Source organism: Streptomyces blattellae, assembly GCF_009709555.1.
GTDB classification, from domain to species: Bacteria; Actinomycetota; Actinomycetes; order Streptomycetales; family Streptomycetaceae; genus Streptomyces; species Streptomyces blattellae.
In genome coordinates this window covers 57440-71225 of sequence record NZ_WJBG01000147.1, presented here as the reverse complement: position 1 = coordinate 71225, position 13786 = coordinate 57440, and the positions used below count along the sequence as shown (strand labels likewise).

At 70.0% G+C, this 13786-nt stretch carries 11 protein-coding genes and 1 pseudogene; 7 read left to right on the top strand and 5 right to left on the bottom strand.

Annotation, left to right across the window (positions count from 1 at the left end):
• Positions 1-69: 69 nt before the first annotated feature.
• Positions 70-1386 (top strand): MFS transporter, encoded by a 1317-nt coding sequence (locus tag GFH49_RS16220; RefSeq protein ID WP_155056588.1) that lies wholly within the window; start codon positions 70-72, stop codon positions 1384-1386.
• A 596-nt stretch (positions 1387-1982) separates the two neighbouring features.
• Here GFH49_RS16220 and GFH49_RS16215 read toward each other — a convergent pair.
• The 4 genes from GFH49_RS16215 to GFH49_RS16200 form a co-directional block, all read right to left on the bottom strand.
• Positions 1983-2576, bottom strand: coding sequence for a flavin reductase family protein (locus tag GFH49_RS16215; RefSeq protein WP_230396325.1), 594 nt, complete (start codon positions 2574-2576; stop codon positions 1983-1985).
• Between the two features lie 178 nt (positions 2577-2754).
• Complete coding sequence (locus tag GFH49_RS16210) at positions 2755-3609, bottom strand: enoyl-CoA hydratase/isomerase family protein (RefSeq protein WP_155056587.1); 855 nt, start codon at positions 3607-3609, stop codon at positions 2755-2757.
• Positions 3610-3634: 25 nt separating this feature from the next.
• On the bottom strand, positions 3635-5860 hold the full coding sequence (locus tag GFH49_RS16205) for an acetate--CoA ligase family protein (protein WP_155056586.1): 2226 nt from the start codon (positions 5858-5860) through the stop codon (positions 3635-3637).
• A 155-nt stretch (positions 5861-6015) separates the two neighbouring features.
• A complete protein-coding gene (locus GFH49_RS16200; RefSeq protein ID WP_155056585.1) occupies positions 6016-7167 on the bottom strand; it encodes an ROK family transcriptional regulator in 1152 nt (383 codons plus the stop codon).
• Positions 7168-7353: 186 nt separating this feature from the next.
• Between GFH49_RS16200 and GFH49_RS16195 the strand changes: the two genes are divergently transcribed.
• The 5 genes and pseudogenes from GFH49_RS16195 to GFH49_RS41495 all read left to right on the top strand — a co-directional run.
• Complete coding sequence (locus GFH49_RS16195) at positions 7354-8670, top strand: alpha-L-fucosidase (protein WP_230396324.1); 1317 nt, start codon at positions 7354-7356, stop codon at positions 8668-8670.
• A 75-nt stretch (positions 8671-8745) separates the two neighbouring features.
• Positions 8746-10002: an ABC transporter substrate-binding protein gene (locus tag GFH49_RS16190; RefSeq protein WP_230396323.1), complete on the top strand. Its 1257-nt coding sequence runs from the start codon at positions 8746-8748 to the stop codon at positions 10000-10002.
• Positions 9995-10999 carry a carbohydrate ABC transporter permease gene (locus tag GFH49_RS16185; RefSeq protein WP_230396322.1) on the top strand — a complete coding sequence of 335 codons (1005 nt, stop codon included), beginning with the start codon at positions 9995-9997 and terminating at the stop codon, positions 10997-10999. The genes GFH49_RS16190 and GFH49_RS16185 overlap by 8 nt, the downstream gene beginning before the upstream one ends.
• Positions 10989-11858, top strand: a complete 870-nt coding sequence (locus GFH49_RS16180; protein WP_155056584.1) for a carbohydrate ABC transporter permease — start codon at positions 10989-10991, stop codon at positions 11856-11858. The genes GFH49_RS16185 and GFH49_RS16180 overlap by 11 nt, the downstream gene beginning before the upstream one ends.
• A gap of 44 nt (positions 11859-11902) precedes the next feature.
• Positions 11903-12136 (top strand): annotated as a pseudogene (locus tag GFH49_RS41495) (M81 family metallopeptidase); the annotation flags it as partial.
• On the opposite strand, the gene GFH49_RS41490 reads toward GFH49_RS41495, so the two are convergent.
• A complete protein-coding gene (locus tag GFH49_RS41490) occupies positions 12085-12543 on the bottom strand; it encodes a histone H1-like repetitive region-containing protein (RefSeq protein WP_408055911.1) in 459 nt (152 codons plus the stop codon). The pseudogene GFH49_RS41495 and the gene GFH49_RS41490 sit on opposite strands and share 52 nt — an antisense overlap.
• A gap of 123 nt (positions 12544-12666) precedes the next feature.
• Between GFH49_RS41490 and GFH49_RS16170 the strand changes: the two genes are divergently transcribed.
• Positions 12667-13602, top strand: a complete 936-nt coding sequence (locus tag GFH49_RS16170; RefSeq protein WP_155056582.1) for an ROK family protein — start codon at positions 12667-12669, stop codon at positions 13600-13602.
• The last annotated feature ends 184 nt before the right edge of the window (positions 13603-13786 follow it).

The following is a 13786-nucleotide window of genomic DNA, read 5'->3' as shown; positions in this document are numbered from 1 at the left end:
CCTGATCCTAGCGAGGAGTGTCCTTCGGGCCAATGGATCTGCGGGAGCGCAGGCCCGAAACTCGTTGTCGTGACGCAGACAACCGAAGCCACCGCCGTCGACCGGACCCCGCCCAAGCCACGTCGTACCCGCATCCACCGCGCCTGGTTCGTCGCCGCCGTCGCCTTCGTGACGATCCTCGGCGCCGCCGCATTCCGCTCGCTGCCGGGGCTGCTCATCGACCCGCTGCACCAGGAGTTCGGCTGGTCGCGTAGCACGATCGCCGCCGCCGTCTCGATCAACCTCGCCCTGTACGGCCTGACCGCACCCTTCGCCGCCGCCCTGATGGACCGCTTCGGCATCCGGCGCGTGGTCGCGGCCGCACTCACCGTGATCGCGATCGGCTCGGGCCTGACGGTGTGGATGACGGCACCCTGGCAACTGCTGCTGTGCTGGGGCCTGCTGGTGGGCCTCGGTACCGGTTCGATGGCGCTGGCCTTCGCCGCGACCGTCACCAATCGCTGGTTCACCGAGCGGCGCGGCCTGGTCACCGGCATCCTCACCGCCGCATCGGCCTCCGGCCAGCTGATCTTCCTGCCGGTGCTGTCCCTGATGGTCGAGGCGGGCCACTGGCGCCCGGCCGCCGTCACGGTCGCCCTCGCGGCCCTCGCGGTGGTCCCCTTCGTCTGGCTGCTGCTGCGCGACCACCCCGCCGACGTGGGCCTGAAGCCGTACGGCGCCAAGGAGTTCGTGCCGAAGCCGGACCCGGTGCCGGGCGCCGCGCGCCGTGCCGTGACCGTCCTCCTCAAGGCAGCCCGTACCGGCCCCTTCTGGCTGCTCGCCGGGACCTTCGCGATCTGCGGCGCCTCCACCAACGGCCTGATCCAGACCCACTTCGTGCCCGCCGCCCACGACCACGGCATGCCCGTCACGTCGGCGGCCTCGCTGCTCGCGGTCATCGGCGTGTTCGACGTGGTCGGCACCATCGCCTCCGGCTGGTTCACCGACCGCTACGAACCGCGTCGACTGCTCGCCGTCTACTACGCGTTGCGCGGCATCTCGCTGCTCTTCCTGCCCATGCTGCTGGCGCCCAGCGTCCACCCGCCGATGATCTTCTTCATCGTCTTCTACGGCCTCGACTGGGTCGCCACCGTCCCGCCCACCGTGGCCCTGTGCCGCGAGCAGTACGGCGACGACAGCGCGATCGTCTTCGGCTGGGTCCTCGCCTCCCACCAGGTCGGCGCCGCGCTGGTGGCCTTCGTCGGCGGCGTCGTACGCGATGTCTCCGGCTCGTACGACATGGTCTGGTACGCGTCGGGCGCGCTGTGCGCGGCGGCGGCGCTGATGGCACTGGTGATCCGGCGCCGGCCGGTCGCACCGGTGTCAGAACTCGGCGCCGTGGGCTGATACTTGCCGACTGGGGCTGTGTCTTTTTGTGCCCGTGCCCGACGCTCAAGGTGGGAGACTGCCATGACCGTGCCCCATTTCGCCTCGCGGAGCAGGGCGACCGACGGGCGGTTTCCGCCGGACCCCTGTTCGACCACGGCCACATCGACCTGGATCTGTCGGCGCTCTTTCGGATCCGTCACGATGCCGCTGCCCATCTCGCCCAGCGAGTTGCTGGGCCCGGACCTCCATGGTCTGGCCCTCTGCCAGTCGGGTCCAGGCTGGGCGCATGGCGGTCTCGTAGGAGTTGATCAGAGGTGCGGTGATGCGGTATTGGGATTTCCCGGCTCGGAAGACGTTCGGCCTCCCGGACCATGAGATGGCTGTCCTCCAGAACATTGAGTGGATGCGAGGTGCCGACGGACTTGCGGCCGATGTATCCCGCGATGCCTCCGCGCGTGGTGTTGCCCTGCGACACGGCGGCCAGCACGGCGGGTTCGAAACTCGTTCCCGAGCCGCCGGGCATGTGACCCGCCTCGGCCTGTCGCCTGAGAACGTGAAGTCGTGGCGGTCTGCCGCTCCGAAGAGGGGCAGACCGCGCAACGGCGCTTGACCGATTACAGGAAGCGTCCTTGATGGAACAGCAGGGGTGCCTCATCGGTGTCGGCGGTACCGAGGTCGGCCACCCGGCCCACCACGATGAGGTGGTCGCCGCCGGTGTGGACGGCGTGGATCGTGCAGTCGATCCAGGCGAGGGCGCCGGTGAGGCGGGGGGAGCCGGAGACGGGTGCCGTGTCGTATGCGACGCCGGCGAACTTGTCCCCGCCGCTCACCGCGAAACCACGGCACAACGCGCCCTGGCCGGCCGCGAGCACGTTCACGCAGAAGGCGCCCGCGCGGGCGATGCGGGGCCAGGTCGTCGACGCACGGCCGACCATGAAGGCGACGAGGGGTGGGTCGAGGGAAAGGGAGGAGAAGGACTGGCAGGCGAAGCCGGCGGGGTCGGATTCGCCATCGGTGGCTGGCGAGGTGACAACGGTCACGCCCGACGCGAAGTTCCCGAGCACCCGCCGGAACTCGGCCTGCTCCACCGGCGCCCGCTCGTCCTCGCCCACACACCGCAACTCCGGACGCGGCAGCGCCTCCACGGGCCGGGCGGGCCCGGTCCTGAGATAACGGACGGCGGCTGCCGCCATTCCTGCGTGTCCCATCACGGTCACCATTGAAGCTGACGGTGTGTCAGATTGGAAGGGTGGGTGGCGCACGGATCGTGCATCGCGGACGGGCGCGCGGCGGCGAACCGGAAGCGGGTGCCCCGCGGATCCTGAAGCGGGGCTGACGGCCGTGGGGCTGACGGCCGTGGGACTGAGGCCGTGGGACTGACGGCCGTCACCGCCCCCGGTACTCCGGACTCCTGCGCTCCACGAAGCTCGACACGCCCTCATTCGCGTCGTGCGTCGTCATGTTGATCTCCTGCGCGGCCGCCTCGGCGGCGAATGCGGTGGTGCGGTCGGTGTCGAGGGAGGCGTTGACGAGCTGCTTGGTGAGGGCGAGGGCACGGGTCGGGCCGGTGGCGAGGCGGTCCGCCCACTCGCGGGCTGTCTTGCCCAACTCGCCGTCCGGTACGACACGGTTGACCAGGCCCAGGCGTTCGGCGTCCGCGGCGGTGAGCGCGTCGCCGAAGAACATCAGCTCCTTCGCGCGCTGCGGGCCGATCAGGCGGGGGAGGAGGTAGGCGCCGCCGCCGTCCGGCACGAGTCCACGCCGTACGAAGACCTCGATGAACCTGGCGGATTCGGCGGCCAGTACGAGGTCGCAGGCGAGGGCGAGATGCGCGCCGAGCCCGGCCGCCGTGCCGTTGACGGCGGCGATCACCGGCTTCTCGCAGTCGAGAACGGCGCTGATCAGCCGCTGGGCGCCCAGCCGGAGCGTGCGGGCTACATCACCTGCGACCCGCTCTCCGCCGTCTGCCGCCCTGTCGTCTGCCGCCCTGCCGTCCGACGCCCCGCCTCGCAGGTCGGCGCCCGCGCAGAAGCCGCGGCCGGTTCCGGTGAGGACGACGGCTCTCACGGCGGGGTCGGCCGAGGCGTCGGAAAGAATGTGGATCAGGTGTTCTCGCAGGTCAGGGGTGATGGCGTTGAGGGCTTCGGGGCGGTTGAGGGTGATACGGCGGACGTGATTGTCAGTGGTGTGCCGTATCAATGACTCAACGGAATTTCCGGACTCACGGGGGGAATCGGGCATGTTCAGCTCATGGGGTGGCTTCATCTCAGCGGCACACCGCCAACGCGTCCAGCGCCACCGCGCCTTGTCCCCTGGGCAGCACCATCAGCGGATTGATGTCCAGCTCCGCGAGGTCGTCCCCGAGTTCCAGTGCCATGCGCTGCACCCGCAAGACGACTTCGACGAGCGCGTCGAGGTCCGCCGGGGGGCGCCCCCGGACCCCGTCCAGCAGGGCCCGCCCGCGCAGTTCGGCGAGCATGTCCCGCGCCTGCTCCTCACCGAAGGGCGGCACGCGTACGGCGGTGTCCCGCAGCACCTCGACGAGCACACCCCCGAGCCCGACGGTCACGGTGGGTCCGAAGAGTTCGTCGTGGGTGACGCCGACGACCATTTCGACGCCCCGCTCGACCATCTGGCAGACGAGGACGCCGTCCAGCGAGACGTCCTCGTAGCGGGCGATGTCCGTCAGCTCGCGGTAGGCGTCCCGGACTTGGCTGGCCGAGGTCAGTCCGATCTTCACGAGGCCCAGCTCGGTCTTGTGGGCGATCTGCGCGCCGGATGCCTTCATGACCACGGGGTAGCCGACCAGGCCCGCCGCGCGCACGGCCGCCGCCGCACTGGTCACCAACTGCTCGCGCGGCACCCGGATTCCGTAGGCGCGAAGCAGCTGTTTCGCCGCGTGTTCGCTCAGTTGCTGTCCTGGGCGCATCAGGGCCTGCGCCTTGCGGAAGGAGGGCGAAGGGGTGCGCGGTGCCTCGTCGAAGGGGGAGCGGTAGCCGGTGACGAACCGGTGGTGGTCGAGGTGGGCGCGGACCGCGGTGAGACAGTTCGCGACCGTGCGGAAGGTGGCCACGCGCGAGGAGCCGAGCAGCACGTCGCGGTACACCGGCTCGGTGCCGACCGGCGACCCCCACACCACGCACACCAGCTTGTCGGTCCGCTCGGCCGCGTCCACCAGGTCCCGCACGAGCCGGTCGCTGAGCGGCGGGAAGGGCCCGGTGACCGGGCAGATCAGCACCCCGACCTCCGGGTCGTCCAAAATCGCGTCGATGATCTTCCGCCCGCGCCAGTCCCCGACCGGATGCCCGCCGTTGTCTACCGGGTTGGCCACGCTGAGATACTCCGGTATCCACTGGTGCAGTTCGGCCTGCCGCGCCTCCGACAGCTGCGGCAGCCGCAGGCCCGCCTCGCTCGCCAGGTCGGCGACGTGCGCGCCCGTGCCGCCCGAGATCGAATAGACGACGACTCCATCGGCGCGGGGCGGACGGGCGCGGGCCAACAGGGCGGCGCTGTCCTGGAGTTCGTCTAGCCCGTCGACCCGGATCACCCCGAACTGCCGCATCGCCGCGTCCACCACCTCGTCCGCGCCGGTCAGCTTGCCGGTGTGTGAGGCGGCCGTGCGGGCACCGGTCTCGGTGCGGCCGACCTTGACCGCGACGACCGGCACCCCGCGCCGGGCGGCCCGGTCGGCGGCGAGCAGAAAGGAGCGGCCGTCCTTCAGCCCCTCGATGTAGCAGGCGATGGCACCGACTTCGGGGCGCTCGGCGAAGTAGGAGATGAAGTCGGCGGTCTCCAGATCGGCCTCGTTGCCGGTGGGCGCCCAGTGGGAGAGCCGGATGCCGAGTTCCTGCAGGGCGAAGACGGGGCGTCCCTGATGACCGGACTGGGTGATGAGGGCGATGGAGGGGCCTTCCAGGTCGTCGCGGAACCGCTCGAAGGCGTTCAGGTTGGTGTTCGGCCCGAGCAGCCGCACACCGGCCCGCTCCACGGCGGCCGTCAGCCGCCCCTGCGCGACGGCGCCCTCGTCCCCCGTCTCCGCGAACCCGGAGGCGAAGACGACGGCGAACTTCACCTTGGCCTCGCCCAGTTCCTCGATCAAGGGAAGGGGATCGGCGACCAGCAGTACGGCGAGATCGACCTGCTCGGGCAGGTCGCGGACGGAAGGAGAGCAGGAGATGCCGAAGACGGAGTCCCGTGTGGGATGCACCGGATACAGACGGGCCCCGACCCGCTCGGTCCAGGACAACAGTTGCCGGGTGACGCCGGTGTTGGGCCGGCCCTCCCCGTCCGAGGCGCCGATCACGGCGACGGACTCGGGCCGGAAGAACCGGTCCAGATCGGGAACGCCGGCGTACAGCGGACGCCCGCTGACGTCGTAGTCGTCCACGTCGGCCGGGCGGCCGTGGACGGCGGGTGCGGGCTGCTCGCCGCATGCGACGACCCGGCCCCGGCGGGAGTCGGTGGTAAGGGTGCCGTGGGTTGATCCAAGCATCGGTCGCCCCGCTCCTGTGTGACGGCAACAAACTGACGCCGTGTCAGATTACCGTCAGATTACTGAACTGACGCAGCGTCAGGAACCCGTCGGACCGGGGCGGTCCAGCCACGGCGACCGTCTCAGGGCTGCTGACCGCTGGAGACCGCCAGTTGCTATCCGGCCGCATCACGCAGCAGCGCCTCGTCGATGAGGCGGGTGATGCCGACGATGTTGGCGTCGGCGCCGAGGAAGGACGGTTCGATCGCGAGGTCGCGGGTCATGAGTGGGTGGGCGCCCTCGTAGATCTGGCTGCGGATGGCCGAGACGAAGGGTTCGAGCGTCGACAGCGCGCCGCCGAGATACACCGCCGCCGGATTGAAGAAGTTCACGACGGTGCAGAGCACTTCACCGAGGTGTCGGCCGGCGGTGCGCGTGAGCGTCGTCGCGATCGGGTCGGCGTCCTGAACCAGCGCGATGACGTCGGCCGTCGATGTCACGGGGTAGTCCTTCTCCCGCAGCATGCGTACGAGACCGGCGCCCGACGACACCGTCTCAAGGCACCCCCGGTTTCCGCATGAGCAGGGCGTGTCGTCCGCCGCCCCGACCCGCGTGTGCGTGATGTCTCCCGCCGCGCCGCCCGTGCCCCGGTAGAGCCGGCCGTCGACGACGACGCCCGCACCGATCGCCGAGCCCGCCTTCACCGTCACGGAGTGCCGGGCGCGCGGCGTGTGGGCGAAGTGTTCGCCGAGCGCCATCGCGTTGGCGTCGTTCTCGACGACGGTCGGTACGCCGAGCGCCCGCTCAAGCAGTGCGCCGATGTCGATCCCCGCCCAGCCCGGCATCCGCGACGGGCTCTCGACGGTGCGCAGTCCCACATTGACCGGCCCCGGAAGTGCGATGCCGGCGCCCGCGAGTGGGCCGTCGAGGCCGAGGCTCTCGCTCAGCGCCGTCAGCTCATCCGCCAGCCCCGCGAGCACGGTCGAGGGGTCGGCGCGCAGGTCGACGGGAACCTCCACCGTCGCGACGATCTCCCCTCCGCGGCGTGCGATGCCCAGGCGTGCGTGGGCGCCGCCGAGATCGACCACGCCGAGGAAACCGGTCCTCCCGACAAGCCGGAGCTCGCGCGGTCGCCGCCCGCCGCTCGACTCGCCGGCCTCGCCCTCCACGATGAGGCCCTTCGTCAGCAGCCCCTGTACGTGCTGCGAGACGGTCGAGGGGGACAGGCCGAGCGCCTCGGCCAGCTCGCGGCGGGAGCGGGCCCGTCCCGAGCCGACCAGCATCAGGATCTGGTGCGCGGCGGAAGTGCCGGTGTTCCGGTGGGGCATGGGGGCTCCGGTCCTTGATGACTCCTGCTGTCCAGCCCGTGCCGGGCGGCAACTGGCTGGGCGCAACTGGCTGGGCGTGGTGCTGCCGACTTCTTACGGCGCCGCAGTAACTTTATCGTTATTTTATCGACACTTTATACGCGTTACTTCTGTCGATACCCTCCGGAACTCGGGAGTGAATACCCGATGGAAGCTTACGAAGTCGCCGACGGCAATGGAGGAGGCTCGATGGCGCATCCGCACGAATGGTTCACGCGCGACCGCTTCGGCCTGTTCATCCACTTCGGGCTCTACAGCACGCTCGCCCGTCACGAATGGGTCATGTCGCGCGAGCGCACATCACCCGAGGAGTACGAGAAGCACACCGCCTTCTTCGACCCGGACCGGTTCGATGCCCCGGCGATGGCCCGGGCCGCGAAGCGGGCGGGCATGCGGTACGCCGTTCTCACCTCGAAGCACCACGAGGGCTTCACGCTGTTCGACACGGCACTCTCCGACTACAGCAGCGTCCGTGCCTGCGGCCGCGACCTGGTGCGCGAGTTCCTCGAAGCGTTCCGTGCCGAGGGGATCCGGGTGGGGCTGTACTTCTCGCTCATCGACTGGCACCACCCCGACTTCACGATCGACTACCACCACCCACTGCGCGACCGCCCCGACGCCCGCGAGCTGAACGCGGGCCGCGACATGGCCCGATACCGCGCGTATCTGCACGGCCAGCTGCGGGAGCTCCTCACCGGCTACGGGAAGATCGACTACCTCTTCTACGACTTCACCTACGTCGACCCGCGCGACGGCTGGGAGGGCAAGGGGCCCGAAGACTGGGACTCGGAGGGACTGCTCGCCATGACGCGCGAGCTGCAGCCCGACATCATCGTCAACGACCGCCTCTGGATCCCCGGTGACCTCGTCACCCCCGAGCAGTACCAGCCGGACGCGCCACTCGAACGCGACGGCGCCGAGGTGAGGTGGGAGGCCTGCCAGACCCTCAACGGCTCATGGGGCTACGACCGCGACAACCTCGGCCACAAGAGCCCGGACCTGGTCATCCGCATGCTCGTCGACACGGTGTCGAAGAACGGCAACCTGCTCCTCAACGTCGGCCCTGACGGCCGCGGGGCAGTCGCTCCCCACGATCTCCGCTCCCTCGAATCGATCGGTGAGTGGATGGCGCTGCACGAGCGAGCCGTCATCGGGGCCGGCGCGGCACGCTGGGACGCACCGTCAGGGGCCGTCTTCACACGCCGCGACGACCGCCTCTACCTCCACCTCTTCACCTGGCCGTTCGGCCACGTCCACCTGCGCGACCTCGCCGGCAAGGTGCGCTTCGCGCGCCTGCTGCACGACGGTTCCCAGCTCCGTACCAGCGAGATCGCCCCCGATCAGCAGGCATGGAACACCGAGCCCGGCGGCCAGCCCGCCGGCACCCTGACGCTCCACCTGCCCACGGTCCGGCCAGAGGTCGCGGTTCCCGTGATCGAGCTCTACCTCGAACCGGGTGCCTGACCGGCAGTGCCTGACCGGCAGTGCCTGACCGGCATCCAAGAACCCTGAGACAACCCTGAAAGACGGGAAGACACCATGAAGATGGGCAAGTCCCTCGCAGCGGTCGTCGCGACCGGCGTCGCCTTCACACTCACCGCGTGCGGCACGCCGTCGTCCGAGAACGGCGGATCGTCCTCGGAGACGATCGTCTGGAACATGTGGGCGGCTGCCGAGTCCGACATCGAGGCGCTACAGGCGCAGCTTGAGATCGCCCGCGCCGAGAACCCGGACATCGAGATCAAACTCCAGCACGCCCCGTGGGACGACTACTTCACGAAGCTCACGACGAACCTCTCGTCGGGCGACGTCGCGTGCATCACCGCCATGAACGGCCAGCGGCTGTCCGGCTATCACGAGGCGTTCATGCCGCTCACCGACGCCGACCTCAAGACCGCGGGCATCGACAAGGCCGACTTCACCGACGGCTCGCTCGACATCATGAGCTACGACGGGGAGCTCTACGGTCTGCCGTACGACGTCGCGGCGATGACGGTCTTCTACAACAAGGACATGTTCGCGGAGACCGGTACGCCCGAGCCCGCCGCCGGCTGGTCCTTCGATGACTTCGACGCCGCGGTCAAGAGCACGACGACCGACGAGCACCCCGGATTCGGCATGGCCATGAGTGAACTCCAGTGGATGGCGCTGCCGATCGCGAAGGCGGGCACCCAGCCGGTCGACGAGTCGGGCGCGCTGACGCTCGACGATCCCGCGTTCGTCGAGGCATCGGAGTGGTACGCGCGCATGGCCGAGGACGGCTACGGCTCGGTGCCGCCGTCGGCGGCGGAAACCAGCTGGGGCGAGCAGGAGTATCAGGCGGGGAACGTCGCCATGGCCGTCGACGGCACATGGAACGCCGTCACCTACCTGAACAACGAGGCGGGCTTCGAAGCGGGCATGGCCGATCTCCCCAGCCAGGACGGCGAGCGCCTCGGTCTCGTGCTCGGCTCGGGATACGGCATCTCGAAGGACTGCGAGAACAAGGAGGCGGCCCTGAAGGTGCTCGGCTCGCTCGTCGGCGAGCAGGCCCAGAACCAGATCGCGTCGTCCGGCCGCAGTTACCCGGCGCGGACCTCGTCGCAGCCGCTCTACTTCGAGTCACTCGACGCGGGCGTCCGCGACGAGGTGGAGAAGGCTTTCGACGCCGCGTTCTCGAACCTTGAGGGGCAGCGTTCGACGCCCGACTGGGCGGAGATCAACGAGGCCATCACGCCGGATCTCGTGTCGGTGTACACCGGCCGGACGACGATCTCGGATGTCCTTGAGCAGACGCAGCAGCAGTTCGGTGAGTGACGGCATGGAGGCCACCGCCGCCCACGTCACCCACGTCACGACGGATCCCGGGCGCAGACGGAGCCGCAACCGCAGCCGCCGCCGTAGCGGCAGTCGTAGGAGCAGTCGTAGCCGCAGCCTGCTGCGGAAGACCGAATCCCGCCATGCGCTGGGGTTCATGACTCCGGCGCTGGCGGGCCTCACCGTCTTCACCGTCGCCCCGGTCGTGCTGTCCATCGTCATGAGCCTCTACGACTGGCCGGCCTGGGGTGACCGCGAGTTCGTCGGCCTCGGCAACTACACCGAGCTGTTCACCACGCACCCGGACTTCTGGCCGGCGCTGCGCAACTCCGCGGTGTTCACGCTGCTGTTCGTGCCGATGAACCTCGTGGTGTCGCTGGGGCTCGCGCTGCTGCTCGGCCCGAGGCTGCGCGGGCGGGCGGTCTTCCGCGTCCTGTTCTTCATCCCCGTAGTGACGCCGATGGTCGCCAACGTCCTCGTGTGGAGGATGCTCCTGCAGCCGAAGGGCCTGTTCAACGGCGCTTCGACCTCGCTCTTCGGGTACGAGCTGCCGAGCTTCCTCAACCACCCCCAGTGGGCGATGGCGATGGTCGTCGTCATGTCGGTATGGCAGGGCATGGGCTACAACATGCTCGTCTTCTGCGCCGCGCTCGAACAGCTCCCCGAGTCGGTCATCGAGGCGGCCCGCATCGACGGAGCCCGCGGCGCGCGGATGCTCTTCCAGGTCACGGTGCCGCTGTTGTCGCCGGCGATCTTCTTCACGACGGTGATGACGATGATTTCGTCGATGCAGGTGTTCGCCCAGCCGCAGCTGCTCACCGGCGGCGGTCCCGGCAACTCGACCATGCCGCTCGTGATGTTCATCTACGACCAGGCGTTCACGTACCAGAAGATGGGCCTGGCGGCGGCGGCCGCATGGATCCTCTTCGCCGTCATCATCGCTCTGACGGTGCTGCAGTTCTCGGCGCAGAAGAGGTGGGTGCACTATGAAGTCTGACCCGCCGCAGCCGTCGGCCGCCGAATCCCTGCCGCGTCGCCCGCTCGGCCTCGTCGTGCAGTACGTGGCGGTCGTCCTCGCCGCGCTGCTGTTCGCGTCGCCGCTCATCTACGCGTTCTTCTCGGCGCTGAAGCCGAACGACCAGATCTTCTCCGTACCACCGACCTTGATCGGCGACGAGACGCGCTGGGACAACTTCATCGAGGTGTTCCGCTTCGGCCCGTTCCTCACCTACATAGGAAACTCGCTCATGGTCGCGGTCGCCGGAACGGCCGTGGTGCTCGCCGTCTCCACGACCGCCGGCTACGCCTTCGGGCGGCTGCGATGGCGGGGCAGGGATGCCGTCTTCGTCCTCTTCCTGTTCACGCTGATGGTGCCGCAGGAGGTGCTCGTCGTGCCGATGTTCCAGCTCATGAAGTGGTTCGGCTGGGTCAACACCCCGCAGGCGCTCATCCTGCCGTTCGCCTTCACCGCGTTCGGCACGTTCCTCATGCGGCAGTTCTTCCGCGGCATCCCGTACGAGCTGGAGGAGGCGGCACGCGTGGACGGCGCGGGACCGCTGCGCACCTTCCTGCAGATCATCCTCCCGCTGGCGCGGTCGGCCGTCGCGGTGCTGAGCGTCTTCACCTTCATCAACTTCTGGAACAGCTATCTGTGGCCGCTGATCGTGGTCAACGACTACCCCTATCTCGGCACGCTTCCCATCGGACTCGCCACGTTCTCCGGGCAGTTCGGCACCCGGTGGGACCTGCAGATGGCGGCGTCGATCATCTCCATGATCCCCACGACGCTCATCGTGATCGCGCTGCAGAAGCATCTCGTGAGGGGCATCGCGACGGCGGGCATCGCCGGACGCTGACCGATCGCCGCCGGTACGCAGCCCGCAACGGAACGGAGTCCCACATGCCACCAGCCTGCCCGCGCACCGCGATCGCCGCGACGGCCAGCGAGTCCAGCGCGTACGCGGCGCACCGCGCCGACTTCCGTGACTTCACCGTGCTCAAGGGCGACGGCCTCGTCGTCCGCCACCCGCACCTCGCCGACGGCCGGCGTGCGCGTGCGGCGGCCGAGTGGACCGGCGTGTTCTACGCCCGCTCCGTCCCCGGCGGCCGGGTGCGACGGGAGGTGTACGACGACTTCCGGGCCCGCGTCCGGCCGGGGCCGGGGCGGGCCGTCGCCGAAGGCGACCTCGCCACGGCTGTGCGTGCCACGGCTGTGCGTGCCACGGCTGTGCGTGCCACGGCTGTGCGTGCCGCGGCTGTGCGTGCCACGGCTGTGCGTGCCGCGGCTGTGCGTGCCGCGGCTGTGCGTGCCACGGCTGTGCGTGCCACGGCTGTGCGTGCCACGGCTGTGCGTGCCACGCCTGTGCGTGCCACGCCTGTGCGTGCCGCGGCTGTGCGTGCCGCGGCTGTGCGTGCCGCGGCTGTGCGTGCCGCGGCTGTGCGTGCCACGGCCGTACGTGCCGCGGTGGGCCCGGACGCGCTCGTCACCGCGCCGATGGACCTGCCGCACGGCACCCTCGAACGACAGGGCCGCAAGCACATCCTCCGCCCGATGCTTTCCTGCGACGCTGCCTACGACACGTCCGACGCCGATCCCGATCTGCCGGCGCGGGTCTCGCGAAGCCGCGAGTACGTTGCGCGAGGTGCCCGGCCAGAGGGACCCGCATGAACGCCTACCTGGGCATCGACTACGGCGGCACGTACACGAAACTGCTGCTCGCACAGAGCGCGTCGGACGGGCTCGGCGCCGTACTGCACCAGGAGACCGTGCCCACTCAGAACCTGCCCAGCCTCGACGCACTGGCCGACCTGTCGGCGGCGTTCCTGGACGGACACCGTGCGAAGGCCTTCGGTGTCACGGTCGCCGGGACGCTCGACACCGCCACAGGGCGTGTCGGCCGCAGCGCCAATCTGCCCTGGCTCGACGGCCTCGCCCCCGCCGCCGTGCTGTCCGAGCGGCTCGGGATCGTGGGCGTTGCGGTGCAGGACGGAGTCGCGACGGCCACGGCCGAGGCCCGCCTGGGCGCGGGACGCGGACGCGACGACATCTTCGTCGTCACCCTGGGCACCGGAATCGCCGGGGCCCACGTCGTCGGCGGCGACGTACGCAGCGGCGCCCATGGCGGGGCCGGCGAGATCGGCCACACCGTCACGGGCGGCGACCGGCTGTGCGGCTGCGGCCAGCGCGGCTGCCTTGAGACGGCGATCGGCGGTGCGCAGCTCGGCCGGCGCTGGCAGGAGGAACGCGGCATCGCCGACACGGACGACGGCACGGTCAAGGCGGCCGAGGTCGTGGCGGCGGCACGCGCGGGCGACGAGGCGGCGACGCGCGTACTGGATGATGCGACGACGGCTTTGGCGCGCGCTCTGCTCTCGGTCTCGGCGCTCATCGATCCCGGCGCGTTCGTCATCGGCGGCGGGGTGGCCCGCTCACCGGAGTGGACCGTCGACCCGGCCGTCACCAAGGCGCGCGCGAGCGCGACGTTCCACCGGCTCCCTCCCGTCGTCCCGGCCGCACTCGGCGTATGGGCCGGCGCGCAGGGCGCCGCCCTCGCCGCGGCGACGGCCCGCGAGCACGGCGCGGGCAAGGCTGTTCCGTGACTGAGTACGCGCCGGCCGGGGGTGCGCGATCCGAGCCGGCGGTTCGCGCACCGGCTTCCGAAGGACGTGATCTTTCCGTGCCGATGGACCGCCGAACAGGACGCAGGCTTCGACCGGCTCACGTTCGCCGACGCCCTCGGCGTCAGCCGGCGTTCTCCGATGAACGGTGGGCCGCCCCGTGTCG

Bases quoted from the DNA above. Each gene is read 5' to 3' on its own strand.
- GFH49_RS41490 (WP_408055911.1), bottom strand. From the start codon at position 12,543: ATGTGCTTGCGGCCCTGTCGTTCGAGGGTGCCGTGCGGCAGGTCCATC.
- GFH49_RS16200 (WP_155056585.1), bottom strand. From the start codon at position 7,167: ATGCCCCACCGGAACACCGGCACTTCCGCCGCGCACCAGATCCTGATG.
- GFH49_RS16195 (WP_230396324.1), top strand. From the start codon at position 7,354: ATGGAAGCTTACGAAGTCGCCGACGGCAATGGAGGAGGCTCGATGGCG.
- GFH49_RS16190 (WP_230396323.1), top strand. From the start codon at position 8,746: ATGAAGATGGGCAAGTCCCTCGCAGCGGTCGTCGCGACCGGCGTCGCC.
- GFH49_RS16205 (WP_155056586.1), bottom strand. From the start codon at position 5,860: ATGCTTGGATCAACCCACGGCACCCTTACCACCGACTCCCGCCGGGGC.
- GFH49_RS16215 (WP_230396325.1), bottom strand. From the start codon at position 2,576: ATGGGACACGCAGGAATGGCGGCAGCCGCCGTCCGTTATCTCAGGACC.
- GFH49_RS16180 (WP_155056584.1), top strand. From the start codon at position 10,989: ATGAAGTCTGACCCGCCGCAGCCGTCGGCCGCCGAATCCCTGCCGCGT.
- GFH49_RS16210 (WP_155056587.1), bottom strand. From the start codon at position 3,609: ATGCCCGATTCCCCCCGTGAGTCCGGAAATTCCGTTGAGTCATTGATA.
- GFH49_RS16170 (WP_155056582.1), top strand. From the start codon at position 12,667: ATGAACGCCTACCTGGGCATCGACTACGGCGGCACGTACACGAAACTG.